General features: G+C 66.2%; 22 protein-coding genes. 18 read left to right on the plus strand and 4 right to left on the minus strand.

Translation table 11 applies throughout. From position 1 onward, the window contains the following. The 6 genes from GKZ92_RS22050 to GKZ92_RS22075 all read left to right on the plus strand — a co-directional run bounded on the left by GKZ92_RS22050 (window position 1) and on the right by GKZ92_RS22075 (window position 4,536). On the plus strand, window positions 1-309 hold the full coding sequence (locus tag GKZ92_RS22050) for a hypothetical protein (RefSeq protein ID WP_035754013.1): 309 nt from the start codon (window positions 1-3) through the stop codon (window positions 307-309). After that, window positions 306-995, plus strand: a complete 690-nt coding sequence (locus tag GKZ92_RS22055) for a type 1 glutamine amidotransferase (protein WP_155225639.1) — start codon at window positions 306-308, stop codon at window positions 993-995. The genes GKZ92_RS22050 and GKZ92_RS22055 overlap by 4 nt, the downstream gene beginning before the upstream one ends. A 56-nt stretch (window positions 996-1,051) precedes the next feature. Further along, the gene (locus GKZ92_RS22060) at window positions 1,052-2,542 is read left to right on the plus strand and encodes a glutamine synthetase family protein (protein WP_155225640.1); all 1,491 of its coding nucleotides are present in this window, start codon (window positions 1,052-1,054) and stop codon (window positions 2,540-2,542) included. Between the two features lie 45 nt (window positions 2,543-2,587). Further along, window positions 2,588-2,908: a 2Fe-2S iron-sulfur cluster-binding protein gene (locus tag GKZ92_RS22065; RefSeq protein ID WP_035754009.1), complete on the plus strand. Its 321-nt coding sequence runs from the start codon at window positions 2,588-2,590 to the stop codon at window positions 2,906-2,908. Then, a complete protein-coding gene (locus GKZ92_RS22070; protein ID WP_155225641.1) occupies window positions 2,905-4,152 on the plus strand; it encodes an NAD(P)/FAD-dependent oxidoreductase in 1,248 nt (415 codons plus the stop codon). Before GKZ92_RS22065 ends, GKZ92_RS22070 begins: the two co-directional genes overlap by 4 nt. A gap of 180 nt (window positions 4,153-4,332) precedes the next feature. Further along, window positions 4,333-4,536 carry a cold-shock protein gene (locus GKZ92_RS22075; protein WP_005193773.1) on the plus strand — a complete coding sequence of 68 codons (204 nt, stop codon included), beginning with the start codon at window positions 4,333-4,335 and terminating at the stop codon, window positions 4,534-4,536. 100 nt (window positions 4,537-4,636) lie between these two features. Here GKZ92_RS22075 and GKZ92_RS22080 read toward each other — a convergent pair whose 3' ends face one another. After that, the gene (locus tag GKZ92_RS22080) at window positions 4,637-5,278 is read right to left on the minus strand and encodes a trypsin-like peptidase domain-containing protein (RefSeq protein WP_155225642.1); all 642 of its coding nucleotides are present in this window, start codon (window positions 5,276-5,278) and stop codon (window positions 4,637-4,639) included. A 222-nt stretch (window positions 5,279-5,500) separates the two neighbouring features. On the opposite strand from GKZ92_RS22080, the gene GKZ92_RS22085 reads away from it, so the two are divergent. Genes GKZ92_RS22085 through GKZ92_RS22130 form a run of 10 tightly spaced genes read left to right on the plus strand, consistent with a single transcriptional unit; the run spans window position 5,501 to window position 18,313 of the window. Further along, window positions 5,501-7,804, plus strand: a complete 2,304-nt coding sequence (locus GKZ92_RS22085; RefSeq protein ID WP_035754004.1) for a glycerol-3-phosphate 1-O-acyltransferase — start codon at window positions 5,501-5,503, stop codon at window positions 7,802-7,804. Then, a complete protein-coding gene (locus GKZ92_RS22090) occupies window positions 7,801-9,288 on the plus strand; it encodes an HAD-IB family hydrolase (RefSeq protein WP_035754003.1) in 1,488 nt (495 codons plus the stop codon). Before GKZ92_RS22085 ends, GKZ92_RS22090 begins: the two co-directional genes overlap by 4 nt. A gap of 2 nt (window positions 9,289-9,290) precedes the next feature. Further along, window positions 9,291-10,745 (plus strand): wax ester/triacylglycerol synthase domain-containing protein, encoded by a 1,455-nt coding sequence (locus tag GKZ92_RS22095; RefSeq protein ID WP_035754002.1) that lies wholly within the window; start codon window positions 9,291-9,293, stop codon window positions 10,743-10,745. A 31-nt stretch (window positions 10,746-10,776) separates the two neighbouring features. After that, window positions 10,777-10,977: a hypothetical protein gene (locus GKZ92_RS22100; RefSeq protein WP_155225643.1), complete on the plus strand. Its 201-nt coding sequence runs from the start codon at window positions 10,777-10,779 to the stop codon at window positions 10,975-10,977. A gap of 55 nt (window positions 10,978-11,032) precedes the next feature. Next, entirely contained in the window at window positions 11,033-11,266 is a 234-nt protein-coding gene (locus tag GKZ92_RS22105; RefSeq protein WP_035754052.1) for a type II toxin-antitoxin system Phd/YefM family antitoxin, read from the plus strand. Further along, the gene (locus tag GKZ92_RS22110; protein WP_035754001.1) at window positions 11,263-11,661 is read left to right on the plus strand and encodes a type II toxin-antitoxin system VapC family toxin; all 399 of its coding nucleotides are present in this window, start codon (window positions 11,263-11,265) and stop codon (window positions 11,659-11,661) included. Before GKZ92_RS22105 ends, GKZ92_RS22110 begins: the two co-directional genes overlap by 4 nt. 40 nt (window positions 11,662-11,701) lie before the next feature. Continuing rightward, window positions 11,702-13,144 (plus strand): DUF3375 domain-containing protein, encoded by a 1,443-nt coding sequence (locus tag GKZ92_RS22115; RefSeq protein WP_035753999.1) that lies wholly within the window; start codon window positions 11,702-11,704, stop codon window positions 13,142-13,144. Then, complete coding sequence (locus tag GKZ92_RS22120; RefSeq protein WP_035753998.1) at window positions 13,141-13,728, plus strand: DUF4194 domain-containing protein; 588 nt, start codon at window positions 13,141-13,143, stop codon at window positions 13,726-13,728. Before GKZ92_RS22115 ends, GKZ92_RS22120 begins: the two co-directional genes overlap by 4 nt. Then, complete coding sequence (locus GKZ92_RS22125; RefSeq protein ID WP_155225644.1) at window positions 13,725-17,120, plus strand: ATP-binding protein; 3,396 nt, start codon at window positions 13,725-13,727, stop codon at window positions 17,118-17,120. Before GKZ92_RS22120 ends, GKZ92_RS22125 begins: the two co-directional genes overlap by 4 nt. Further along, window positions 17,117-18,313 carry a Wadjet anti-phage system protein JetD domain-containing protein gene (locus tag GKZ92_RS22130; RefSeq protein WP_035753996.1) on the plus strand — a complete coding sequence of 399 codons (1,197 nt, stop codon included), beginning with the start codon at window positions 17,117-17,119 and terminating at the stop codon, window positions 18,311-18,313. Before GKZ92_RS22125 ends, GKZ92_RS22130 begins: the two co-directional genes overlap by 4 nt. Window positions 18,314-18,335: 22 nt before the next feature. On the opposite strand, the gene GKZ92_RS22135 is transcribed toward GKZ92_RS22130, so the two are convergent. Continuing rightward, window positions 18,336-19,667, minus strand: a complete 1,332-nt coding sequence (locus GKZ92_RS22135; RefSeq protein WP_035753995.1) for a hypothetical protein — start codon at window positions 19,665-19,667, stop codon at window positions 18,336-18,338. 132 nt (window positions 19,668-19,799) lie between these two features. Continuing rightward, window positions 19,800-21,110, minus strand: coding sequence for an MFS transporter (locus tag GKZ92_RS22140; RefSeq protein WP_035753994.1), 1,311 nt, complete (start codon window positions 21,108-21,110; stop codon window positions 19,800-19,802). Between the two features lie 253 nt (window positions 21,111-21,363). Between GKZ92_RS22140 and GKZ92_RS22145 the strand changes: the two genes are divergently transcribed. Then, the gene (locus tag GKZ92_RS22145) at window positions 21,364-21,888 is read left to right on the plus strand and encodes a hypothetical protein (protein WP_035753993.1); all 525 of its coding nucleotides are present in this window, start codon (window positions 21,364-21,366) and stop codon (window positions 21,886-21,888) included. A gap of 20 nt (window positions 21,889-21,908) precedes the next feature. Here the strand turns inward: GKZ92_RS22145 and dnaB are convergent, their stop codons facing one another. Next, complete coding sequence (dnaB, locus tag GKZ92_RS22150) at window positions 21,909-24,161, minus strand: replicative DNA helicase (RefSeq protein WP_035753992.1); 2,253 nt, start codon at window positions 24,159-24,161, stop codon at window positions 21,909-21,911. Between the two features lie 574 nt (window positions 24,162-24,735). Here dnaB and GKZ92_RS22155 point away from each other — a divergent pair. Beyond that, window positions 24,736-25,401: a hypothetical protein gene (locus GKZ92_RS22155; RefSeq protein ID WP_035754051.1), complete on the plus strand. Its 666-nt coding sequence runs from the start codon at window positions 24,736-24,738 to the stop codon at window positions 25,399-25,401. Window positions 25,402-25,407 lie beyond the last annotated feature (6 nt).

Here is a 25,407-nt window from a genome sequence, read left to right on the forward strand (position 1 = left end):
ATGGATATCGAAACCTCGTCCGCCGCAGGGCAAGCCGATCTCGCCCAGGCAGTCGACACGTTGACCGCAGAGCTGGGACTGCTGCGCGCACGGGTGGGACGTATCGAGCGCGAGGTCGCCGCTTCACGGCCTCTCGTGGCCGCGGTGCGCGCCCTCGACATCTGGGACTACACCCCGTACGGGGTGGCCCCCGGTAGCGACTGGGTGGCGATCGACCGGACTGCGGCGACGGAACTCCTCGCCGCCCTCGCCAAGATCGATCACTGGCAACCGTGGTCGACGCCGATCGAGGCGAGGCCACAACCATGAGTACCCGTACGCTCACCGTGATCACCCACGTGAACAATCCGTCGATCGGAGTCCTCGAGGAATCCGCGGTCGCCGGCGGCTGGACGATGTCGGTGGTCGGGCCCTTCCGCGGGGATCCGCTACCCGACGCCGACGTTGTCGAGGCGCTCGTCGTGCTCGGTGGGCCGCAGAGCGCTTATGACGGCGAGAGCCATCCGTACCTCGCCGACGAGGTCGCCTACCTTCGTGACGTCTATGCACGCGAGATCCCGCTTCTCGGCCTGTGTCTCGGTTCGCAATTGCTCGCCGACGCGCTCGGTGGGCGATCGCGTCCCGGGGACAGCGGCCTGGAGTGCGGTTTCATCGATGTCATTGCGACCAACCCGAAGTCGTTGCTCAACGGCACGTTCTTCTCCTTCCACTCCGATTCGGCGGAGCCTCCGCCGGACGCGGAGATCCTGGCCCGCAGTGACCGTTACCTCCAGGCCTGGCGCCTCGGAACGTCCACGGCGATCCAGTTCCATCCCGAACTCGACGGTGCGGGCATCGACGCCCTACTCGCCCTCGAGGGACCCAAACTCCGACAGTTCGGCGTCGACGTCGACGCCATCCGCGAATCCATCCCGACCGGCGGTCCCCAACCGGGGCGCCGCCTCCTCGACACCTGGCTCGACGACGTGCCGGTACGAGATCCCGCCCGCCCCTGACCGATCGACCATCCCGACCAGATCCGCACCACCCGTCACCACTCCAGGAGGTTCTCATGACCGCAGCGAAGTTCGTCGAGAAGTACGACCTGTACCGACCCGAAGACCACCGTGCGGCAGAGCACGCCATCGACACCATCAACCGCGAGGGCATCGAGGTCGTCCGCGTGGTCTGGCCCGACCAGCACGGTCTGCTGCGCGGCAAGGCCCTCACCGTCCCGGCATTCTTGGCCGCGATGAAGGCCGGCAACGAGATCACCATGGCCCCGTTCTTCTTCGACACCGCCAACGCCATCGTGTTCAACCCGTTCAGCCCCGACGGCGGGTTCGACTTCGACGGCCTCGGCGGCAGCCCGAACGTCAAGATGGTCCCCGACCCCGGCACCTTCACCGTGTTGCCGTGGGCCGAGAAGACGGCCCTGGTCTTCTGCGACCTCTACATGTCCGATGGCAAGCCGTTCCCGCTCGCACCGCGCACCATCCTGAAGAACACGCTGGCCGAGATGGCGTCGAACGGCTACAAGCTGGTCGCCGGCATCGAGATGGAGTGGTACCTCACCAAGGTCGTCGACAACGGGCTGGGCACATGTTCGCTGGGCGCACCCGGCTCCCCGGCCGACCCGCCGTCAGTCGCTCCGGTCGCGCGCGGCTACAACTACCTGCTCGTCGACCACCTCGACGAGGTCGACGACATCCTGCGTCCGATCCGGAACGCACTGTCGGACATGGGCTTGCCGATCCGTTCGTTCGACGACGAGTGGGCGCCCAGCCAGATGGAGACCACCTTCGACATCCTCGACGGGCTGGCAGCCGCCGACGCGGCAGCATTGTTCCGCACCACGACCAAGCAGATCGCCAAGCGCAACGGCCATCTCGCATCCTTCATGTGCACACCCGCGATCGCGGGCTTCTACGCCAACGGCTGGCACCTGCACACGTCGGTCGCGGACAAGGAGACCGGCGCGAACCTGATGGTCCCCACCGGCGACACCCCCCTCTCCGAACTCGGTGCCAACTACGTCGGCGGCACCCTCGCCCACGGTGCGGCGGCGTCGGTGTTCACCACCCCGACGATCAACGGTTACCGCCGTCGTCGGCCGTACTCGCTTGCCCCGGACCGCCTCGCCTGGGGGCAGGACAACCGTGCCGCGATGATGCGCGTCATCAGCGCCCCGGGGGACATGGCCTCTCACGTGGAGAACCGCGTCGGGGACTCCGCGGCCAACCCCTATCTCTACATCGCGGCCCAGGCCGCCGCCGGTCTCGACGGCATCCTCAACCGCACCGACCCCGGTCCGGTCAGCGATGACCCGTACAGCGCCGACGTTCCCCAGCTGCCGGGTTCGCTGGCCGAGGCCATCGACGTGCTCGAGCAGGACGGGTTCTACCGCAAGGCTTTCGGGGACGGATTCATCGACTACCTGGTCACGATGAAGCGCAGCGAGGTCAGCCGGTACGACGCGTGGGTCGCCGAGAACCCGGACGAGTCGACCTACGTCAACGGCGTGACCGACTGGGAGCACCGCGAGTACTTCGAACTCTTCTGAGTTCGGACCGACAGATCGCAACAGGTAGGGATAGAGGAGTTGGCGTTGCCCACCATCACGTTCATCAGCCCCGACGGCACCAAGCATCAGCTGGAGGCGAAAGCCGGCGCGTCCGCGATGGAGACGGCTGTCAAGTTCGGCGTACCCGGCATCATCGGCGAATGCGGGGGTGGGTTGTCCTGTGCGACGTGCCACGTGTTCGTCGAGCCCGGCGACATCGACCGCACCGGCACGGCCGAGGACTTCGAGGAGGAGATGCTCGAAGACGCACTCACCCCGGCGACCGAGTGCAGCCGGCTGTCATGCCAGATCCGGATGACCGATGAGCTCGACGGGCTCGTCCTGACGATCGCACCCGAGCAGTGAGCGGGCGCATCCTGATCGTCGGCGGCGGCGAGGCGGGTCTCAGCATCGCGGTGACCCTTCGCGAGTTGGGCCACAGCGACGAGATCTGCCTGGTCGGCGCGGAACCCTTCTCTCCCTACCAGCGGCCTCCGCTGTCCAAGGAATTTCTCGTCGACGGAGATGAGCCGGCGGTGTTGCGTGCGCCGGAGTTCTACGCGGCCAACGACATCCGGCTCATCACCGGCCGTTCCGTGGCGTCGGTCGAGCGTTGTGACGACGACAACGGCGGCGGTGCCGCGACCCTCGACGACGGCACCGTCCTCGCGTTCGACCGAACCGCCCTGGCCACCGGTTCCGTCCCCCGGCGGTTGCCCGTACCCGGCGCCGACGGCGAAGGTGTGGTGGCACTACGCACCATCGACGACGCGCACGTCATCCGCGCGGGTCTCGACACCGCCCGCGACGTGGTCATCGTCGGCGGCGGCTTCGTGGGTCTCGAGGTCGCCGCGGCGGCGCGAGCTCGCGGCGCGACGGTGACGGTCATCGAGGCCGCCGACAGAGTCCTGGGACGTGTTGTGGCCGAGCCCATATCGGCGTTTGTTCGGCACAGTCACGAAACCGCCGGCATCCGGATCGAGACCGGCCGCGGGGTGACCGCCATCGGCGTCACCGGGGGACGCGCCGACTCCGTCATCCTCGACGACGGTCGATCGATCCCTGCTGACCTCGTCGTCGTCGGGATCGGCGCGGTTCCGACCACTGAGCTCGCGACACTCATTGGCGTGCGGTGCTGCCCCGGGATCGTCGTCGACGACCACGCCCGGACCAGTGACCGGTACGTCGTGGCGGCCGGCGACTGCACCCTACAACCGCATCCGCATCGGCCGGGAGAACTCCTCGCCGTGGAGTCGGTGAACAACGCCGTCGAACAGGGCAGGACCGCCGCCCACACCCTGCTCGACCGGGAACCCCCGGCGCGGGGAGTGCCGTGGTTCTGGTCCAACCAGGGCGCGCTGAAGATCCAGATCGCCGGAATCTCGGACGGCCACGACCGGTTTGTCGTGCGCCGAGGCGCCGAGGATCGGCTCACCGTGCTCTACTACCGCGACGACGTGCTCATCGCCGGCGACACCGTCAATGATCCTCGTGAGCACATGGCCATCAAAAGGGCGCTGGCACAGGGGGCCGCGATCGATCCGGACGTGGCGTCGGACACGTCGAAGCCACTCAGGTCGCTCGTCACGCCCCTGACCCCGACCAGCTGAGTGAAGCGCTCCGCGTGATCGGCGGTTGAACGCGCCGAGTCGGCACCCGGAACCCGCCATTGCGCACCTGTTTTGTGGAATTTCGCACTCCCCGTTTCCCAGGACGGGTTTTCTGTGCCACACTTGGCGGGCGGTCATCAGTTTTGGTGGCTGCTGAACTGAAGAAAGAAGTACAGCAGTATGGCACAGGGAACCGTCAAGTGGTTCAACGGCGAAAAGGGCTTCGGCTTCATCGCACCCGACGATCAGGGCGCCGATGTTTTCGTCCACTACTCTTCGATCACCGGTAGCGGCTTCCGCAACCTCGAAGAGAACCAGCGCGTCGAATTCGACGTGGAGCAGGGCCAGAAGGGCCCGCAGGCAACCAACGTCAGCGCGCTTTAAGCACACCTGACTTCACGAAGCGCCTCATCCGGCTCCGGCCAGATGGGGCGCTTCGTCGTTTCCGGGTTCGGCATCGAATCGGTTTCGCACGGCCCTGCAGTTACCGGAGTGCGCGCGGGAGACGTGACACCGGGACGACGACCGTGCCCTCGAGGGTCGCCGAGGACAGGATGCCGACGACCCGGCCCCGGCTGTCCCGGACACCCGCGCCGCTGTCTCCCGACTCCGAACGCAGGCTCGTCTGAATCGAATACGAGTCGTGCCTCGTCAGGAACGGCGGTGCGAGCGAGAAGCCGTGCGACGTCCGCAGCACCTCGGCCGGATCGGTGACCTTGCCCGTTCCGTAACCCGTGGTGATCCCCGACTTCCAGACCAGCTGTCCCCGGTCGAACTTCGCATTCCAATCCACCGGGTCGATACGCGCCGCGGTACGCGGAGCCAATCCGATGACCGCGATGTCGAGCCGTTGCGCAACGCGATTGGCGGTGATCGTCCCGATCCGGTTCCCCTTGCGGTCGAACACGGGGCGGCCCACATCACCGCAGTGCCCCGCGGTCAATGCCTTGGTCCGGGAGATCACCGCGCCGAGCGTGCAGCTGTTGGAGGTGACGACCGTGTCGTCGATGCTGATCGCCATTCCCGATCGCACGGTGAACGCAGCCGCATCCGCCACCACCGCGGGCGTCGCAATCATCGCGGCCGACGCGCCCAGCGCCATCACCGCACGACCTCGAATCCCCATGTTTCCTCCCCAGGCAGTACGGACAGCCTAGCCGTGCGGGCGGGTGCGGGCTCCACAGAGTGCGCCGTCGCCGAAACCGGCCCCGCCTGATGTGTGCCAAGTCACAATGGGCATGCGGGCCGGCGTCTGCCGGGCGGCGATCGCCGCCTGCGGACAACGGACATGGGGAACACCGCGCCGCGGAGAAGCGCGCCACGGTGTCGACGATGAGACGTGAGGGTGATGCAGATGTCCGATCCCGTTCTGGTCCTGACCAAGGCCCGCACCTCGTGTGAGATGCGCGCGGTCAACGACTGGGCCGCGAACGCCTACCCGGACGCCGAGGTGCGGCAGGGCGCCGACGTCGATTTCGACGCCCTCTCGCCGAACACGCTCCTCGTGCCCGTACGGCCGGTCTGGCTACCGGCGGCGCGCCAGGGCGAGCGTCGCGTGACCCTCGGCGACGTGCTGGTGCTGTCGAATCCGCGTCGACCGCTCGGCCTCATGCAGCCGATAATCCGCAGACGCCGGCCCGACGCTCTTCGCGTGGTGGCCGGAGAACCGGCGACCATCGCCGAGCTCCGCGAACGGCATGCGCGCGACCAGGCCGAGGGCGAACCCTTCGACCGGTACGTCCGGATCGCGGCGTCGGTCTCGGCCGAACGTGCCGAACGCCAGATCGTCGGCGACCGGTACAAGGTTCCGCGCCTGGTGGCCGAACAGATCAGCAGCTCGGCCAGATTCCAGAGCGGCGCGGCCAAGCTCGCCGCCGAACTCGGCCGACCCACCGATGCGGTGGTGTCCGAGGCCACCGACAAACTGTCCGGATTCGTCGCCACGCAGAGCAGGTTGATGGACGACATCTTCTCCGCGACGTTCAACCGTCTCCACGAACGCGCCTGGAACGTCGCCGTCGACGTCGACACCCTGAACTCGCTAAGGACGCTGAACAAGTCGACCGGCCTGGTCTTCCTGCCCTCCCACCGTTCCTACGTGGACCCGTTGGTCTTGGCAACGGTTCTGCGCAACAACGACTTTCCGCCGAACCTCGTGCTGGGTGGCAACAATCTGTCGTTCTGGCCGGTGGGTCCGGTCGCCCGGCGCGCGGGGATGATCTTCATCCGGCGCAAGTTCGGGTCGGACCCGGTCTACAAGTTCGCGATGCGTTCCTATCTGGCCTACATCATCGAGAAGCGGTTCAACCTCGAGTGGTACATCGAGGGCGGCCGGAGCCGGACGGGCAAGCTGCGCAAGCCGATGCTCGGACTCCTGAACTACGTCGTCGACGCCGCGGGACAGCTCGACGACGCCGACGTGACGATCGTTCCCACGTCGATCGTCTACGACCAGTTGCAGGAGGTCGGCGCGATCGCCGACGAGGACGCGGGTGGCGTCAAGAAGCCCGAGGGCGTCGGCTGGTTGCTGCGCTACGCCAAGGCCCAACGCAGCTACCTCGGCGAGGCCAGAGTCCGCTTCGGCACCCCGATCTCGCTGCGGGAGACGCTGGAAGAGGTCGGCGAAGGGCCCGCGCAGCTGGAGAAGGTCGCGTTCCGCGTGATGGACGAGATCAACTCTGCCACACCGATCACCGCGACCTCACTCGTCGGCTTCGCAGCGCTCGGTGCACAGGACCGCGCGTACACCCTGCCCGAGATCGAGGCCGTCCTCGCTCCGCTGCTCGACTACATCGACCGCCGTGGCCTACCCGGACCCGATCCCGCGCTCTGCCGCGGCGTCGGACTCGTCCGGACGCTGCGCGTGCTGGCCGGTAACGGCGTGGTCAGCTGTTACGAGGGCGGTTCGGAACAGGTCTGGTCGGTGGTTCCCGAGAACCGGGCCGTCGCAGCGTATTACCGCAACGGCGCGCTGCACCATTTCGTCGACCGCGCGATCGTCGAGATGGGCTTGCTGGCGCTGGCCGAGGGCGAGGTCAAGGCCGGGAGCACCCCCATCCGGAGCAGCCACGTCGGTTCCCCACCGGCACCCGACGAGGCGCTGCTGACCGCCGCACAGCGCGAGGCCCTCCGCATCCGCGACCTCCTCAAGTTCGAGTTCTTCTTCCCACCCAAAACCGAGTTCCTGCATCGGCTCGGCATCGAACTCGACCTCCTCGCTCCTGGCTGGCGGGCGGTCACCCCCACGCAGGAGTGGACCTACGAGGTGTTGCACGGCCACACCGGAGCACTGTTCGCGCGACGCACCCTCCAACCGTTCTTCGACGCCCAGCTGGTGGTCGCGACCAAATTGGTGGAACTGGGCAACACCGCCCAGGAGAAGGATGCGCTGATCGCGGACTGCCTCGGTCTGGGTCGGCAGCTCGCGCTGCAAGCTGTTCTGCGGAGCAAGGATTCGGTGTCCAAGGATCTCTACGACGGCGCCTATCGTCTCGCCGACAACCGCGGCCTGATCCACGGTGAGGACATTGTCGATCTCCGCGTCGCCCGCCAGAACTGGCTCGACGAGGTCGAACTGATGCGGGATCGGCTCGCACGGATCGCGGCCATCGAGGACCTGCAGCCGATCGTCGTCGGGGAGGAGGAGCGGTGAGCGCGTTCACCGACCGGATGCGGGCCATCCGTTCCGCGCCGACGGGCAAGAAGGTGGCCGCGCTCTTCGACTACGACGGCACGCTGATCGAGGGCTTCTCCGCCGCCGCCATCATGCGGGCGCGGTTGCGCAGCATGGAGTTCGGACTCGGCGAGCTCGCCGACTTCCTGGTGATCGGCCTGCGCGGCGTCGTATCGGAGCAGGACTACGCCGAGGTCCTGGCGGCCACGCGGCCCACATTCGCGGGCAAGACCTACGCAGAGCTGATCGCCTTCGGCGAGCACCTGTTCAAGTACGAGACCGCAGCCAAGCTGCGTCCTCAGATGTGGCAGATCCTGCGTGCGCACCGGGAGATGGGGCACACCATCGTGATCGCGTCGTCGGCCACCCGGTTCCAGATCGAGCCGATCGCCCGCGAGATCGGTGCGGACTTCGCGCTCGCCACCGATGTCGAGGTCGTCGACGGCGTCGTCACCGGAAACATCAAAGGCCGACCGCTCTGGGGACCGGGTAAGGCAGCCGCGGTCCGAGAGTTGGCCCGTGCGAACGACATCGACCTCGACGCGTCCTTCGCCTACAGCGACGGCAACGAGGACATCCCCTACTTGGAGTCCGTGGGCAACCCGGCGGCGATCTCGCCCCGCCGAATCCTGCGCGCAGAGGCCGAGTCCCGCGGCTGGCCGATCATCGACCTGAAGAACCCCACCTACAACCGTCTCGGGATGCTGGCCCGGACCGGGGCCTTCTACGGCTCGTTCGTCGCGTCCGCCGCCGTCGGTGCCGCCGCCGGTCTGGTGCGTCGCGACCCGCACGCGCTCGTGGAGGCGCTGCCCACCGGCAACGACGTCGGGTTGTCCCTGGCCGGCGTTCACGTACAGGTGCTCGACGGCGGCGAGTACCTCTTCTCGGACCGGCCGTGCGTCTTCCTGTTCAACCATCAGTCGAAGCTTGACCTCCCGGTCATGATCAGCCTGGTCCGCTCGGATGCGACCGGCGTTGCCAAGAAAGAGGTCCAACGCGTCCCGGTGCTCGGCGAGATCCTGCGTCAGGCGGGGCTCGTCTTCATCGATCGAGCCGACCGTGGCAAGGCCATCGAGCAACTGGCACCGGCGGTGAAAGCGCTGCGCGAAGAAGGGATGTCCCTGGTCGTGTCGCCGGAGGGGACGCGGTCCCCGACGCCGCGGATCGGGAAGTTCAAGAAGGGTCCGTTCCACATCGCCATGCAGGCCGGCGTGCCGATCGTCCCGGTCGTGCTACGAAACACCGGTGAATTGATGTGGCGCGGTGCGCAACTCATTCGCCCGGGTACGGTCGAGGTGATGGTCCTGCCACCCATCGACACCAGCGAGTGGACGGCCGACGAGATCGGCACCCGCGCCGAGGAGGTACGCCAGATGTATGTCACGGCGCTCGCCGACTGGCCGTTGGAGTCATTCGTCGACGATTCGGTGGAATCCCTGCACACACCGTCCGAGGAGAACTGACGATGGCCGACGAGGCTGATCTCACCGAAGGCGTCGACCGTCCCCTGGACTGGGCGAGCGACCCGCACATGAGCTCGGTGGACACCATCATGTGGCGCGGCGACACGGACCGTCGTATGCGCGGCACGATCTGCATGCTGGAGATCTACGACTGCGATCCCGACTGGGACCGCCTGGTCGCCGCCCATGAGTGGGCGAGCCGGATGGCTCCGCGCTTCCGTCAGCGGGTCGTCGATTCCCCCTTCGGGACCGGGACACCCAGCTGGGCAGTCGATCCCGACTTCGACCTGCACTACCACCTGCGCCGGATCCGCCTCGGCGGCGACGGGAGCATACGCGCACTGCTGACCACCTGCGAACAGCTGGCCATGACTGCACTCGACGCGGCACGCCCGCCGTGGGAGGGCTACCTGATCGAAGGGTTGCCCGACGGCAAAGCCGCGTACTTCCTGAAAGCACACCACGCCCTCACCGACGGACTCGGCGCGATCATCGGACTGGCACAACTGCATTCGCCGACCCGGGACCACAATCCGAAGAAGCCACAGCCTCCGAGCCCCGACCCGGTGAACATCACACCGCTCGACCTGATCCAGCGACAGATCGCCGAGGAGGTTCGCCGAATTCCACACCGCCTCGACACCGCGTTCCGCGGGGTCCGCGCGCTGACCAATCCGCGCCAGGCGTTGAGTACCGCTCTGCGCTATGGCCGTTCGGTGCCGCGGGTGGCCGGACTCGTCAGTCCTCCGGGTTCCCCGTTGTTGGCCCACCGCAGTCTGTCGTGGCGGTTCAGCGCGTTCGAGGTGCCGTTCGCCGATCTGAAGGCGGCCGCGACCGCAGCCCGCTCCTCGGTCAACGATGTCTACCTCGCCGGTCTGATCGGCGGATTCCGGCTCTATCACGAGAAGATGGGCTCACCGGTCGAGAGCATCCCGGTCGCGATCCCCATCTCGGTGCGCCGTCCGGAGGATCCCGCCGGCGGCAACCGGATCGCCGTGGGCCGCCTCGCCGGTCCGGTCGGCATCGCCGATCCCTTCGAGCGCGTCCTCACCATCCGCGAGCAGGTCCGACAAGCCCGCCACGAACCGGCGGTCGACATCTTCAACACCCTCGGATCGGTGATGGCCTGGATGCCCGGCACAGTCCTGATGCGGTTCAGCGGCACGACGAGCCAGAACGACCTCCAGGCCAGCAACGTCCCCGGAATCCCCTGGGAGACCTACGTCGCCGGCGCCAAGGTCGAGCGCATGTTCCCCTTCGGCCCGCTCCCCGGTTGCGCCATGATGGCCACGATGATCACCCACAACGGAACCGCCTGCCTCGGAATCAATTCCGACGGAGCCGCGATCACCGACCAGGAGTTGTTCGCCGAGTGCCTGGTCGCCGGGTTCGGTGAGGTGCTGGCACTGGCCGCAGACGACGACGTCACACCCGGCGAATTGAAGCGGGTGGTGTGAGGGCACCACTCACAGACGATGGGGTGCAACGGTGAACACGGTGATGCTGACGCTGGTCCTCGTCGGCGGCGTGGCTGCGACGGTGTGCGCGATCATGTCGGCGTTCACCTATCTGCGTCGCGGACAGGAACCGTTGGTCGCCGACCGTCTCGCCCGCCGATGGCTGATCGCCACCGCGATCTTTGGGATCAGTGCCATCGTGCTGCGGTTCGTGTGGTTGTTGCTGCTCTGAAGGCGCCAAGGCCTTCGGACTGGTTGCACTAGTCAGAATGGGCTTACACTCGGGCATGAAGTACATCAGCAGCACCGAAGCCAAAGCCCGGTTGAACGCCGTCCTGGCCGAAGTCGAACGGACGGGACAGTCGGTCACCATCACGAACCATGGTCGGCCTGTGGCAGTGCTCGCCCCCGCTACGCCGCGGGCGCGCCGGTTCGGACAGTTCCCTGGCATCAGGATTCCCGACAATTTCGATGATCCGCTGCCCGACGACGAGCTCGAGGCCTGGGAACCGAAGCCGTGACCGACATCCTGCTCGACACCAACGCTCTCCTCTGGCTCGTGACCGACCCAGACCGCCTCGCTCCGTCAGCTCTGGACATCCTCGGCGATCCCGCCAACAACCTCTACGTCTCGGCAGCATCGGCCTGGGAAATCGCGATCAAGACCAGGCTGGGCCGCCTGGATGCAGGCCCCCTCTTGTCCTCGTGGAGTGAAACCATTGCGGCGATGGCAGCAATGGATCTACCCATCGACGCGATCGATGGAGTACTTGCCGGACAACTCGCGTGGGACCATCGCGACCCGTTCGACCGCATGATCGTCGCTCAGGCCACTCGCCGGGGGCTGACCATCGCCACCAGCGACAAGGCCATCCGCCGGGGCACACTGGTCCCCGTCATCGACACCCGCCGGTGATCGAGACGACGATGTCCGACGGGTTGCCTACTCTTGGCCCATGGACTTCCACGCGTTCACCGGTTTGTGGGAACGACATCCCGCATGGCGGCTGCTGCGTGCTCACCATTCCCCGCTCATCCTGACGTTCCTCGGGAACTACTTCGTCGAGGGTAACCGGGGTGCGAGTTCGGCCAACGACCTCGCCGCGGCGTTGGACGACCTCCTCTACGACCTGAACACCGCAGCCGCAGCGGAAGACGGACAGGCTCGATTCCCGAAGGAACCTCGTGCGTACCTCGAGGACTGGGCCGCAACGGAGGCGGGCTTTCTCCGTCGCTTCTACCCGCCGGGGGACGACGAAGTCCACTACGAGGTGACGCCGGCCTTCGAGAAGGCATACTCCTGGGTCGTCTCCCTCCAGGGCAGAGCCTTCGTCGGAACCGAGTCGCGGTTGCACACCGTCGTCGAACTGCTCCGGCAGATCGTGCACGGCGTCGAATCCGACCCGGGGGTCCGACTCGCGGAGTTGCGGCGTCGTCGTGCCGAGATCGACGCCGAGATCGACGCCGTCGAGTCCGGCCACATCGCGGTTCTCGACCAGACAGGGGTCCGAGACCGTTACCAGCAGCTGTCGTCGACCGCGCGTGAGCTGCTCTCCGATTTCCGCGAGGTCGAGGACAACTTTCGCCTCCTCGACCGCGCCGCCCGCGAGAAGATCGCCGCCTGGGACGGCCCGAAGGGCGAACTCCTCGCCGAGTTGGTGGGCAGTCGGTCGGAGATCGCCTCGTCCGACCAGGGGCGCAGCTTCCAGTCGTTCTTCGAGTTCCTGCTCTCCGACTCTCGGCAGACCGAACTGTCCGCCCTGCTCGACAAGGTGTCCTCGCTCGACTTCGTGAAAGTCGACCACCGCATCCGCGGCATCCACCACGACTGGTCGGAGGCAGCCGACCGCACCCAGCGCACCGTCCGCCAGATCTCCGAACAACTTCGCCGCTTCCTCGACGACCAGGTGTGGCTCGAGAACCGCCGAGTCTTCGACCTCGTCCGTGCCGTGGAGAGCACCGCGCTCGAGCTCCGCGGCGACACACTGGATTTCGGTCTCGACGTCGACCAGCCCGGGATCGAGATCGCCTTGCCCTTCGAACGGCCGCTCTACCAGCAGCCCGCCTCGGCGACCGTCGAGAGCCACATCGAGCACGCCACCGAGGACCTCGACGCCGAGCTGCTGTTCACCCAAACCTTCGTCGACCAGGCCCGTCTGGCTGCCAACATCCGCGCGATCCTGCCCGAGCGGTCGTCCGCGCTCCTGTCCGATGTGGTCGGCATGTACCCGATCGAGCAGGGCGCAGCCGAGATCGTCGGCTATCTCGCGCTCGACGACGGTGACGTCAGCATCGACATCGACGCCTCCGACGAGACCCTGTTGGAATACCCCGATCCCAACGATCCGGACACCATCCGGCGTGCCCGGCTTCCGAGAGTCACGGTGAGGCGACGATGACCGACGAACGCGCCGTCGCGAGCACCATCATCCGGCTGATGCAGGGCGTGGTCTACCGCGAATCCGACGCGGATGCCTGGGCCACGCTCGAGCGATCCGGGGCCGGCGTACGCGACCATTTCGCCACGATCGGAGTCGACGTCGTCGTCGACGACTCCGAGGGCTACGCCTACCTCCGCTCACGGCCGGAACAAGCAGAACAGGAACCACTTCCGCGGCTGGTCCGACGCCGCGCACTGACCTACAACGTCAGCCTGCTACTGGTACTCCTCCGCAAACGCCTGCTGGAGTTCGAGATCACCGGCGGCGAGGGCCGACTCGTCCTGTCGACCGACCAGATCGTCGAGATGCTGCGCCTGTTCCAGGCCGAGTCGACCAACGAGGCACGCCTCGTCGACCAGGCCGAGAGCACCATCAAGAAGACTGTCGAACTCGGATTCCTGCGCCAACTGCGGGGCCACACCGACCAGTGGGAGGTCCGGCGCATCATCAAGGCCTACATCGACGCGCAGACACTGTCGGATTTCGCGGGCAAGCTCCGCGAGTACGCCGGACGGCCGGCCGATGACGGAGGAAGCCGATGACCGAGGGACTCTTCTCATCGGTCGAACTCGGCGGGCCCGCCCAGGGGGCGGGATTCCGTCTGCAGTACGTCGAGGTCCTCAACTGGGGCACGTTCGATCGACAGGTGTGGCGACTCACCCCTGGCACGGAGACGGCACTGCTCACCGGAGACATCGGATCGGGCAAGTCGACCCTGGTCGACGCGGTCACCACCCTGCTTATGCCCGCCCACAAGATCGCCTACAACAAGGCCGCCGGTGCGGAGGTCAAGGAACGCACACTTCGTTCCTACGTCGAAGGCCACTACAAGTCCGAACGACAGGAATCGACAGGGCGATCCCGCGCGAAAGGCCTCCGGCAGAACCGCAACACCTACTCGGTCATCCTCGGTGTGTTCGGAAACGGCGGCTACGACGAGACCGTGACCCTCGCTCAAGTGTTCCAGCAACGCGACACCGTCGGGCAGCCCTACCGGTTCTATGTGACCGCGACCAAACAACTCACCATCGCCACCGACTTCGCGGACTTCGGTTCCGACCTCCGCGACCTGCGCAAGCGACTCCGGTCCGGCGGTGCCGAGGTGGTCGACGAATTCCCGAAATACTCCACCTCGATGCGACGGCTGCTCGGCATACGGTCCGAGCAAGCGCTCGAACTGCTCCACCAGACGGTGTCGATGAAGTCGGTCGGCAACCTCAACGAGTTCGTGCGCGGACACATGCTCGAACCCAGCGACGCTTCCGAGCGTGTCCGCGACATCATCAGCCACTTCGACGACCTCACCAAGGCGTTCGACGCCGTCAAGCGAGCCCGCGAGCAGCTCGAGGCACTCGAGCCCATCGTCGCCACCAGCCGCAAGTACGACGCCGCACTGGCCGAACGTGATGAGCTGGACCTGCAGCGCGCGGCCGTTCGGCTGTTCATCGCCGAGCACCGTTCCGGATTGCTCGCCGGCGAGATCGTCACGTACACCGCCGAAGGTGAAAGCCTATTACGCCGCCAGGACGAAGCCACCGCACGCCAGCGCGACCTGGCTCGCGAACGCGAGTCGCTCATCGAGGAGCGGGCGCGGGCCGGCGGTGACCGCGTCGGCGAACTCGAACGGCTCGCCGCCGCGGCGCGCGACGATCTGCAGAAACGCCGGCACGGCCGGGCACTGTTCGACGCCACAATCGCCGATGCCGGATTCGATCCGGTGACCTCCGCCGAGCAGTTCAGCGCTCTGCGCGGCCTCATCGACGACGAACGTTCCCGGCTACTGGCGACCAAACGCGCATTGGACACCACGATCGCCGACGCCATCGGACGCGAGAAAGACACGGTCCGACGGGCGGATGCGATCCGCGACGAACTCGACGACCTCCGCAACCGCACCAGCAATCTGCCGCCCGACCAGGTACAACTGCGCGATCAGCTCACCACCGACCTCGGGCTCACCCACACCGATCTTCCTTATGCCGGCGAACTTCTCGATGTCGCCGCGGAGCACGGTGAGTGGCGCGGCGCGGCCGAGCGGGTTCTGCGCGGCTTCGCGCTCTCGCTGTTGGTGCCGCAGCAACACTACGATTCGGTCGCGGAGTGGGTCAACGGCCGACGATTGACCTTTCGAGGCGCCGGCCGGAACGTCGGTGCGCGCCTGGTATATGAGCGCGTGCCGGGGCGACAGATTCCGTTACAGCGCCAGCCTTCCGACGTTCCCGTGCTCGCCGAGTGCCTGGAGATCAAGGACGGGCCCTTCGAGGACTACCTGCGTGCCGAGGTGTTCAAACGAGCCGACCACCGGCGCACGGAGAACATCGCCGAGTTCCGGGCGGCCACGCGCGCCGTCACACGCGAAGGCCAGGTGCGCTCCGGTGGTCGTCATGAGAAGGACGACCGGCACCGCGTCGACGATCCCCGGCGATGGGTCCTCGGCTGGGCCAACGAACGCAAGATCGCCGCGCTGCGTGACGATCTCGATGAGTTCGAGCGTCTGCAGTCGGCCGCCGCCACGGAGATCACCACGATGTCGGAACAGCGAGACGTCGTGCAGAAGCGCAGCGAAGCACTCGCCCGGCTAGAGGGATTCCATTCCTGGACCGAACTCGACGTCGACGAGGCCCGTCATCGCGTCGAGGCGCACGACGCAGAGCGGGCCCGTCTCGAATCGGGTTCCTCACGGCTGCAGGAGATCACGGTGGCGCTGGAACGCAATGCCGAGCACGCCGAGGCCCTCAACGCGACGATCAACGAGCTGACCGGCAAACTGGCAACCACTGCGGCGGCCCGACACCAGGCCGAGCAACTTCGTGCCGGGACCGACGCGTTCATCGCACAGCACGCCGAGGCCGACCTCACGACCGCACGGGCGTCGTATGACGCTCTGGCACAACGCCTCGACGTCATGCCGACCACGGCAGATGACTGCCCCGCGGCGGAATCGACACTCTCGTCCGTGCTGCATCAGCGGATCGAACGACTCACCCGTGAGCTCGGTGGTCACGGCCAGAACCTCGCTCAGTACATGGCCGAGGTCCTGCGACGATGGCCCGACCTGCGCGCCGACATGGACGCCGACGTCGGGTCCCGAGCAGACTTCGTCGCCTTCCGCGAGCGCGTCGCGACCGACGACCTCCCACGTTTCGAGGCCGAGTTCAAGGACCAGCTGAACAAGAACGCCATCCAGGAGCTCGCCGGGTTCAACAACTGGCTCAACCGGCAGGCCGCGTCGATCGACGAGCGCATCGCCCGGATCAACGAGGCGCTGGGCGCGGTGCCGTACAACCCGGGCCGCTGTATCCGGCTGGAGCGAGAAGCCACCACGAATCAGGAAGTGGTGCAGTTCCGATCCGATCTGCGGAACCTGACCAACGACAGCCTTGCGGTCGACGGTGACCAGTACTCGGAGCAGCGGTTCCTGGACGTCAAGCGGATCATCGAACGATTCCGCGGTCGGGACGGGCACGCCGACTCGGACAAGAACTGGACGCGCCGGGTCACCGATGTGCGGAACTGGTTCGTGTTCTCCGCCTCTGAGCGGGACGTGGAGACCGACATCGAGTGGGAGCACTACAGCGATTCCGACGGCAAGTCCGGCGGTCAGAAGGAGAAGCTCGCCTACACGATTCTCGCCGCCTCGCTGGCATATCAGTTCGGTTTGGAATGGGGCGTGCAGAAGTCTCGTGATTTTCGGTTCGCGGTGATCGACGAGGCGTTCGGGCGGGGATCGGACGTGTCCACTCGTTACGCGCTGGACCTGTTCGCCAAGCTCGGGCTGCAGTTGCTGATCGTCACGCCGCTGCAGAAGGTGCATGTGATCGAGCCGTATGTGAAGGCGATCGGCTTCGTGGACAACCCCACCGGCACGTTCTCACGGTTGCAGACGATGACGATCGAGGAGTACCGGTCCCGCCGAGACGGACAGTTGCGGTGAGCGGTCGCTGGACCTCGCCCGACGACATCGTTGCCCGGGTCCGACGCCGGTGGATCGACGGAACCCTGTTGCGCGCGTATGCAAGTGACGGTCTGTTCGAGCCCATCGAGATCCCGCTGCGCGGCCCCACCCCATCGCAGATCGCCGAGGACCTCGGCGCGGCCCGCGAATGGGTGTTCGCACTGGACCGGGGGCGATGCCACGATGGGCACTACACGCTGTGCTGGCAGTCGATCGGTGGACGGCAGGTCGGGCGGAACGAGCTTCCGGTGCGAGCGGTCATCGACTCGTTCGAGCAGGCATGGTCGCTGCTCGGCGTGGCGAGCGACGTCGCACAGTTCGACGATGTAATGCGTCTGTCTGCCGACACGCCGGCGGTGAGCGCCTGGGTCCTCCGGCATCCGCTCCGCGCAGTCGAGCTCAGCTCGGAGTTCCCGCGGTTGATCGCGGCATACGAGTGGCTCGATGCACAACGCGGATCGGGCCGCTACCTACGCGAGATCACCGCCCCCGGCGTCGACACCAAGTTCGCCGAACGCTACCGGTCGGTACTGGCGTCGATGCTCGGTGTGTCCTCGACCGCCGCCGGTTTCCTCGCCGGGCTGGGCTTGCGCGCGAAGCCCGAGTTCGTGCGGTTTCGGCCGTCATCGACGTTGGGATTGCCCGAGCTTCTGACCGAGCTCAGCGTCCGGGCCGACGAACTCGCGCAGGTGGCGTTGAGACCGCGACGTGTCCTCGTCGTCGAGAACGAGATCACCTATCTCAGTGTGGATGTCCCCGAGGACGGCATGGTGTTGTGGGGCAAGGGGTTCGAAGTGGATCGCATCGGCCGGCTCCCATGGCTCACCGATGTTCCGGTCTTGTACTGGGGCGACATCGATACACACGGCTTTGCCATTCTCGACCGACTACGAGCCTGGCTCCCCCAGACCGAGTCGATCCTGATGGATCGCGACACTCTTCTCGCACACCGGGGTCGCTGGGTCACCGAGGATCGTCCGGCGACGTCTGCACTCACCCGGCTCACTCCCGCCGAGCGAGCCCTCTACACCGACCTCGTGGAAGACTCACTCGGCACGCGTGTGCGCCTCGAACAGGAGCGAGTCGCTTGGGAATGGGTTCTCGCACGGTTCTCGTCGACGTCGTTGCGGTGCGCTGAGAGTGCCGGACGAGCCTCGGGCCGGTTCCGCTGATCGAACATGGCGCTGCAGGATCTCACCGGAAGTACGGCTCGTCCTGGACCCAGTTGAATCCCCTGCTCCGCAACGTCATGGCGTCGTGGTCCATCCGGTGCGCGACGATCGTGGTCGGAGTGCCGTCGAGGTCGCCGCTCAACACGAGGGTGTCATCGTCGGGACGATCGATATCGAGGACCGCAGCTGGTTGCTGAAGCCGCAGTGTGCCGTCGGCGATCTCGGCCGGTATCGGAACGAGTGCACCGTTCATCATCTGCAGAGTCGTCGCGCCACCGGTGTCGAACACGAGCCGTTGCCAACGGATTTCGTCGGTCGTGAGTGGCGGCACCGACCTACCGTCGGCGCGAAAGTCCTGGACCGACCAGATGCCGTACAGCTCGGGCTTGGGTGCACCACCGCCGTACTCGTGGTACGCGGTCCAGCTGATCTGGGCCGCTCCGATCGCCACCCAGATGCCCAGGACCACCTGGATTCCCGCCGCCCACCGGTTGAGCTTGTCCTGTGTGAACAGTGCGGGCGGGTTGACGGGATTCGCTGATCGTCCGAATACGAACAGATCCAGGAGGTTTCGCATCTGCGGTGCCAACAGGATGAGCGAGAAGACCACGAGGTGGAACGAGAGGATCTTGACCGGGACGTCGAAGGTCATGTTGAGGATGAACACCTGGACCATCGCGACGAAGCTCACGATCGCGCCGAGCGTGGCTGTGCGCGACCAGAACAGCAGGAGACCGCCGAGTACCTCGACGCTGCCGAGCAGGATCTCGTAGACCGGTGAACTCCCCACCTGCATCCACAGCACCGACGCCGGGCTGAAGTCGCCGTACGGTTCGAGGAGCGTCGCCAGTGGGGGTTGGCCCATCTGCGACGGGATGAGCTTCGCGAATCCGTAGAACAGCATCTGCCCGCCGAGTGCGAGCCGCAGGAACAGCACCGTCCACGACCACAAGCGGATGTATTCTGGCCGTTGACGATCCAGGGCCGACCACAGAGCTGTGGCCACCACCGCGACTACGGCGATCAGGAACAGATAGACCCAGATCGCGGTCTGATCGCCACTCCCCGAGTCCAGATCGAGCACTGCCTCGACCCCGAAGATGTTGCGGCCGAACCACTCCATCACCGGTGCGAGAGCATTCATCTGCCACACGATCATGTTCTCCGGCAGCAGGTTTCCCAGTAGGCCGAAGAACATGAAGGTGATCTGCGCGAAGGTGAGGCAGAACAGTGCCGTGTAGATGAAGGCGAACCGGAACGCCACTTTCCTGGCCGGACCCCAACGACGGATCGGGGTCGAAGGTTCTCTGGTGGGGGCGGCCTCCGCGTCCTGGGCCGTGTCGATCACAGTCATATCGCGAGGCTAAGCCGGCGAAGGTGGCCGCCACATCGGTGAAAGGACCGAGATCACCCCCTACTTCCGGGTGAGTCACCTCCGGGTCATCCGGGGTTGACGACCACATCGATCGAGAGGGTCTGAAGGGTTTCAGGGCTGCTCGGGAACCGGACGGCCGGACTGGCGCGCCCACTGCTCCGGGTCGTCGAGCAGCAGCCGTGCGCGGCCTCTCCGGCGGTACCGCCAGATCTGTATCGCACCGAGTCCCCAGAGCAGGAACTGCGCGGCCATGGCCCAGGTGAATGCCTCGGCCGGATAGCCTTCGACGCCATCCGGGGTGCGCCAGTCCAGGATGAGACCGATCAAGCCGGCGGTGACGAGGGTCGCGAGGAACCCGGCCTGATTGATCAGCCCGGTGGCTGTGCTGGTGCGAGAGGCGGGGTTGGAGGTGCGGCCGAGATCGAAGCCGACCATCGACGCCGGACCACCCATCCCGCAGATGATCACGAGGATGACGAGCAGCCAGAACGGCGCCGGGCCGGGCCACGCCAGCACCACGGCCCAGGCGGTCGCGATACTCGCGATCACCCCGAGAACCAACGTCGAACGGTGCCAAGGTGATCGGGTGATCAGCCAGGCGAATGCCGGGCCGAAGCCCATGATCGCGAGCACCATGATCGTCAACAGAAGACCCGCGGCGCCGGCGCTCAGGCCCTGGCTCTCCACGAAGAAGGGATAGCCCCACAGGAGTCCGAGGACGTTGGCGCTGAAAGGTGTGGAGAAGTGCATCCAGAAACCCAGGCGGGTACCGGGATGTTCCCACGACGCGCTCAGGCTTTGCCGGATACCCGCCCACCCGAGGACCGGACCCGACACCGAGCGCGCCGTCGGCGAATCGCGCACCACCAGCCAGGTGGCCAGCAGCAGAGCGGCGCCCATGGCTGCGGTGGCGAGATACGCGTGCGTCCATCCCAGGGTCGACAGCGCCCACGTCATCGGGATCGCCGCCGCCACCGCACCCAACTGACCCAGCACCCCGGTGAGTTGAGTCATCAACGGGATCCGCTTCGTCGGGAACCAACTGGTGACCAACCGCAGAACGCACACGAACGTCATCGCGTCACCGATGCCGATGAAGAACCGGGACGACAGCGCCCACGGGTAGCTGTCGGCGATAGCGAAACTGACCTGCGCGACGACGAGAATCAGCGTCCCGGTGAGCATCACCCGCCGCGGCCCGAACCGATCGACCAGAAGTCCGACAGGGACCTGCATCAACGCATAGACCAGGATCTGCAGCACGACGAAGGTCGACAGCTGCGACGCGGTGATGTCGAAGCGTTCGGCCGCCAGCAAACCGGCCACGGCCAGCGAGGACCGCTGCAGGACCGCGACGAAGTAGACCGTGAGACCGACCAGCCAGACGACCATGGCCTGGCTCGAGCGCGCGGGTGCGGTCATCGGTCGCCGACGTTCACGCGCGCAGAATTCGTTCGGTCACCTCACCATTGTCGGGGTGCGCGCAACCGGTTTGACCAGGGCCCTGCTCCGCGCGGTACTCCCGGTCCGGAAGCCGCCCGGGTGTACCTGCGGTTGAGGGACGCGCGGACGTTCCTTCCTATGATGATCAGGTATACGCAGGGCATCCGAGCCCGGTACCAGGGCGCGGAAGCAAGGGTTCTCTTGATCCGACCCGTCGAAAAAGAGCAAGGTCATGGATCAACCCAGCACAACATCTGATCGCGAGCTCTCCAAAGAGGTAATCGAGGATCTGAAGTCGAAGGGCTACAACCAAACCCAGATCGCCGAGATGTACGGCGTAACGCGGCAGGCAGTCTCCTGGCATCTGAAGACCTACGGCGGAAAGAAATCGACGCGCCAGCTGATTAACGACTGCTGGCCCTGGGAGACCTCAAAGGGCCACGACAAGGCGATTCCCTACCGGCGACTTCGTGACCACGGGGAGTACATGGCAACCTTCGGTGCCGGTATGAACGCCGACAAACTGGACAGACTTCGCGTGTGGTGGCGAAAACTCGAACGCGAGGCTGTAGTTGTCGAGTTCGACCCGAACATCCCACCCACCAAGGGAATATGCGCTCACGGAGGGTTCGCCTACCGTCAACGCGACGATTCGGACGGCAATCTCCTGATCCGCGTGAACGAATACACGAACCTCACTGATGAGGGAAGGAAAGTCTGGTGCCGGCCCCCGGCTGGTGCACTCGAGACCTCCTGAGAGGGCCGACCTCGCGAAGCCTAACCCCGCGCCATGTCGACGAACCGGCTGAGATGCAGCTGGTGCGCGACGGTGATCGTGGCCGTCGGTCCGTTACGGTGCTTGCCGACGATGATGTCGGCCTCACCCGCGCGCGGGTCGTCGCGCTCGATCGAGTCGGGGCGGTGAAGCAGGATGACCATGTCGGCGTCCTGCTCCAGCGAACCGGACTCACGAAGGTCCGACACCTGCGGCTTCTTGTCGGTACGTTGCTCGGGACCACGGTTCAGCTGGCTGATCGCGATCACCGGCACCTCGAGTTCCTTGGCCAGCAGCTTGAGCTGACGCGAGAACTCCGAGACCTCTTGCTGACGGGACTCGACCTTCTTGCCCGAGGTCATCAACTGCATGTAGTCCACCGCAACGACTTTCAGGTCGTGGCGCTGCTTGAGACGACGCGCTTTGGCGCGGATCTCCATCATCGTGAGGTTCGGCGAGTCGTCGATGAAGAACGGCGCATCCGAGATCTCACCCATTCGGCGGGCCAGACGCGTCCAGTCGTCGTCGCTCATGGTGCCGGCACGCATGTCGGCGAGCTTGACCTTGGCCTCTGCCGAGAGCAGTCGCATGACGATCTCGGTCTTGCTCATTTCGAGCGAGAACATGGCCGCGGTGAGGCCGTGGCCGATCGCCGCCGAGCGCAGAAAGTCCATGGCCAGCGTCGAGTTGTGCGTCGGGACCATCGCCTCGCCGGCGAGGTAGAGGTGCTCGTCGTTGTCGACCTCGACGCAGCGCACCGGCACCGAATCCACCGGACGCACCGCGACGACGCGGCGGACGCCGGCCTTGCGTCGGAGCTCCTTGTGTCGAATTGCCTTGTGGTGGACGGTGAACACGTCCTCGTCGGCGTCGACGCGCAGCCAACCGGTGGCCGAGCGCTTGTAGTTGAAGCCCAGACCGGCGACCAGATCGGCGACGACCGCGGTCATGTGCCGGGTCGCGGCGGGCACCGTGATCCAGCCGTCGTCGTCGACGCTGGCGCGGGCATCGAGCAGACCGGCCAGCAACGACCGACGCTGCGCGATCGAACCGCGCAGGTACTCGTAGGGGATCCGGCCGCCGAGGTCGGCCATCAGCGTCATCACGTCGACGGGCCCCTCGGCGTCGATGCGCATGCTGATCTCGGGATCGTCGAACGCCATCCCCGCCAGCGCCGCGACCGTGTACGGGCCGTAGGCAAAACGCTTGCGCGGCAACTCGAGCGGCGCGGTGTTGCGGATGACCGCACACCCCACGTGCGCACGCAGGCCCGCCGTTGTGACGACCTGGCGCTCACCGTCGATCTCGGCCGCCCACTGGTGCTGCTCGTCGGCGACCAACACCGCGCCGTCGTTGAACTCGACCTCGTAGCAGGGACGTTCGGTCATCACGTCGGTCGCGGCGACCACCTTGGTGGGCCGGCCGTGCGCGTCGAGCAGCTTGTCGCCCACCCCGACCTTGCCCATCGTCGTCCAGCCGGTGGGCGTGGGCAGCGGGGTGTCGAGGGCGAGCGCTTTGCCGACGCCGGGTCGCGCGGCCACGATGATCATCTGGCCCGGGTGGAGACCGTTGGTCAGCTTGTCGAAGTCCGCGAAGCCGGTCGGCACGCCCAACGAGATGCCGCCGCGCGAGGCGATGGAGTCGATCTCGTCCATCGTCGGCTGCAGCAGTTCTTCGAGGGGAAGGTAGTCCTCGGCCTGACGGCGTTCGGTGACCTCGTAGACCTCTGCTTGTGCGCGGTCGACGACCTCGGCCACGTCCTGGCCGTCGTTGCCCGCGTAGCCGTACTGCACGATGCGGGTACCGGCGGTGACCAGACGGCGCAGGATGGCCTTCTCGGCCACGATCTCGGCGTAGTAGCCGGCGTTTGCGGCCGTGGGCACCGTCGAGATCAGCGTGTGCAGATACGGTGCGCCACCGATGCGTTTGAGTTCGCCCGACCGCTCGAGTTCTGCGGCGACGGTGACCGCATCGGCGGGTTCACCCTTGGAGTAGAGGCTAAGGATCGCCTCGAACACCGCCTGGTGAGCGGGCCGATAGAAGTCGGCCGTCCGGATCTTCTCGACGACGTCGGCGACCGCGTCTTTGGACAGCAACATGCCGCCGAGCACGGATTGCTCGGCAGCGAGATCCTGTGGGGGTTGCCTACCGAAGTCCTCGGTGGGCGGTGCATCGTCCGCACCTCGACCCCGACCTCGTTCTTTATCCCGATCGCCGGCGGCAGGACCGTGCCCGCGGTCATCCACAACAGCCACGTGTGTCTAACCTCTCGCATACGCTCGATCCGCTCGCCCTGACGAGTGAATCGACCTCTGTGGTGTCGGCCCCGGCAGGCCACCTCGCGAGTCTCCGGTGTCGACGTACTGCTCTGTCTCTTGCTCTGTCCGTCTCTTCCTATCGGGACGCTCCGACAACGACTGCCGCCGAGCGTGCGAAAACAGGACTGAGACCTGAGCCGTGACACTAAGACCTCCGACACGACGACTCAAACCGGGCTGTTGATGAATCTGGGGAGGACTTGTGGACGACGTGTGAATGAGCGGGGGAGCGATTGTGCACCCGTTGTGGACAACCTGAGGAATTCGGGTGTGAACAACTCTGTTTGCCCAGGTCAGAACACCTATTAATTTCCACAATCAAGAAACTGAAAATCCTTCGACACTCTTCGGCGCGTCGTCAGTTGGGCGTGTTGCGACCGACTGTTCAAGTACGTGTGGCAAACAATTTGGTGAATTTCCCGAGTGATCTACGTAACAGCTAGTCACGACAGTGATCAGTCGTATGACTTATCGCTGGATCGACGACGACGACCCGAATCCGTGTGATGCAATGTCGATCGTGTCGAGGTTGGGGTTGGGAACCGGGGTCATCCGTCGAACGGTCGGGGTGGTGGCCGCGCTGACGGTTGCGACCGGGATCGCGTTGGGTGCGCCGCCGGCGCACGCCGCGCCCGGTCCCACGATGCCCGTCGAATTCGACCTGGCGCGTTACCAGCCGGTCGACCCGACGACCTTCCGCTCGCTCGCCTACGGGGACAACGGGCGTTCGTTCTTCACCACCGGCCGCTGGATGTGCCAGATCGGGCAGGCCTACCGCTACGTGGGCTGTCAGGGCCGTCCCGCGACCGCCCCGCCCACCGCGACGGGCGCCGCCATCACGGCGGACCAGCAGGGCCCGTGGTGGGTCAACAGAGACCAGACGTACCGCTTCGGTTCGAAGACCGGGTTCCGGCCGCCGGTTCTGGGCGTCGGCAAGCGCGTCACCATCGCCGGGGTCACGTGCACCGTGCCGCGGCGCGACGTCGTCGCCTGCCGCACCGGCGAACGGGCGCTGATCTTCACCCCCGCGTGGCACAAGTTCTTCTTCCCGTCCTGGGACACCCTCGGACCGGGCAACAACGCCGTCGCGCACAGCGCAAACCCGGCGCCGCGATACCTGCCTCCACGGCTGCAGTATTGGAATCAGTTGCCCGCCAACCCGCCTGCGCCGAAGTAGGGCGGC

Origin of the sequence: Gordonia sp. 135, assembly GCF_009720185.1 — a bacterium.
In the GTDB taxonomy this organism is placed as follows: Bacteria; Actinomycetota; Actinomycetes; order Mycobacteriales; family Mycobacteriaceae; genus Gordonia; species Gordonia alkanivorans.

Coding starts and splice junctions, on each gene's coding strand:
- GKZ92_RS22140 (WP_035753994.1), bottom strand. CDS start 21,110: ATGACCGCACCCGCGCGCTCGAGCCAGGCCATGGTCGTCTGGCTGGTC.
- GKZ92_RS22155 (WP_035754051.1), top strand. CDS start 24,736: ATGTCGATCGTGTCGAGGTTGGGGTTGGGAACCGGGGTCATCCGTCGA.
- GKZ92_RS22075 (WP_005193773.1), top strand. CDS start 4,333: ATGGCACAGGGAACCGTCAAGTGGTTCAACGGCGAAAAGGGCTTCGGC.
- GKZ92_RS22135 (WP_035753995.1), bottom strand. CDS start 19,667: ATGACTGTGATCGACACGGCCCAGGACGCGGAGGCCGCCCCCACCAGA.
- GKZ92_RS22060 (WP_155225640.1), top strand. CDS start 1,052: ATGACCGCAGCGAAGTTCGTCGAGAAGTACGACCTGTACCGACCCGAA.
- GKZ92_RS22055 (WP_155225639.1), top strand. CDS start 306: ATGAGTACCCGTACGCTCACCGTGATCACCCACGTGAACAATCCGTCG.
- GKZ92_RS22115 (WP_035753999.1), top strand. CDS start 11,702: ATGGACTTCCACGCGTTCACCGGTTTGTGGGAACGACATCCCGCATGG.
- GKZ92_RS22145 (WP_035753993.1), top strand. CDS start 21,364: ATGGATCAACCCAGCACAACATCTGATCGCGAGCTCTCCAAAGAGGTA.
- GKZ92_RS22095 (WP_035754002.1), top strand. CDS start 9,291: ATGGCCGACGAGGCTGATCTCACCGAAGGCGTCGACCGTCCCCTGGAC.
- GKZ92_RS22085 (WP_035754004.1), top strand. CDS start 5,501: ATGCAGATGTCCGATCCCGTTCTGGTCCTGACCAAGGCCCGCACCTCG.
- GKZ92_RS22125 (WP_155225644.1), top strand. CDS start 13,725: ATGACCGAGGGACTCTTCTCATCGGTCGAACTCGGCGGGCCCGCCCAG.
- GKZ92_RS22050 (WP_035754013.1), top strand. CDS start 1: ATGGATATCGAAACCTCGTCCGCCGCAGGGCAAGCCGATCTCGCCCAG.
- GKZ92_RS22120 (WP_035753998.1), top strand. CDS start 13,141: ATGACCGACGAACGCGCCGTCGCGAGCACCATCATCCGGCTGATGCAG.
- GKZ92_RS22105 (WP_035754052.1), top strand. CDS start 11,033: ATGAAGTACATCAGCAGCACCGAAGCCAAAGCCCGGTTGAACGCCGTC.
- GKZ92_RS22080 (WP_155225642.1), bottom strand. CDS start 5,278: ATGGGGATTCGAGGTCGTGCGGTGATGGCGCTGGGCGCGTCGGCCGCG.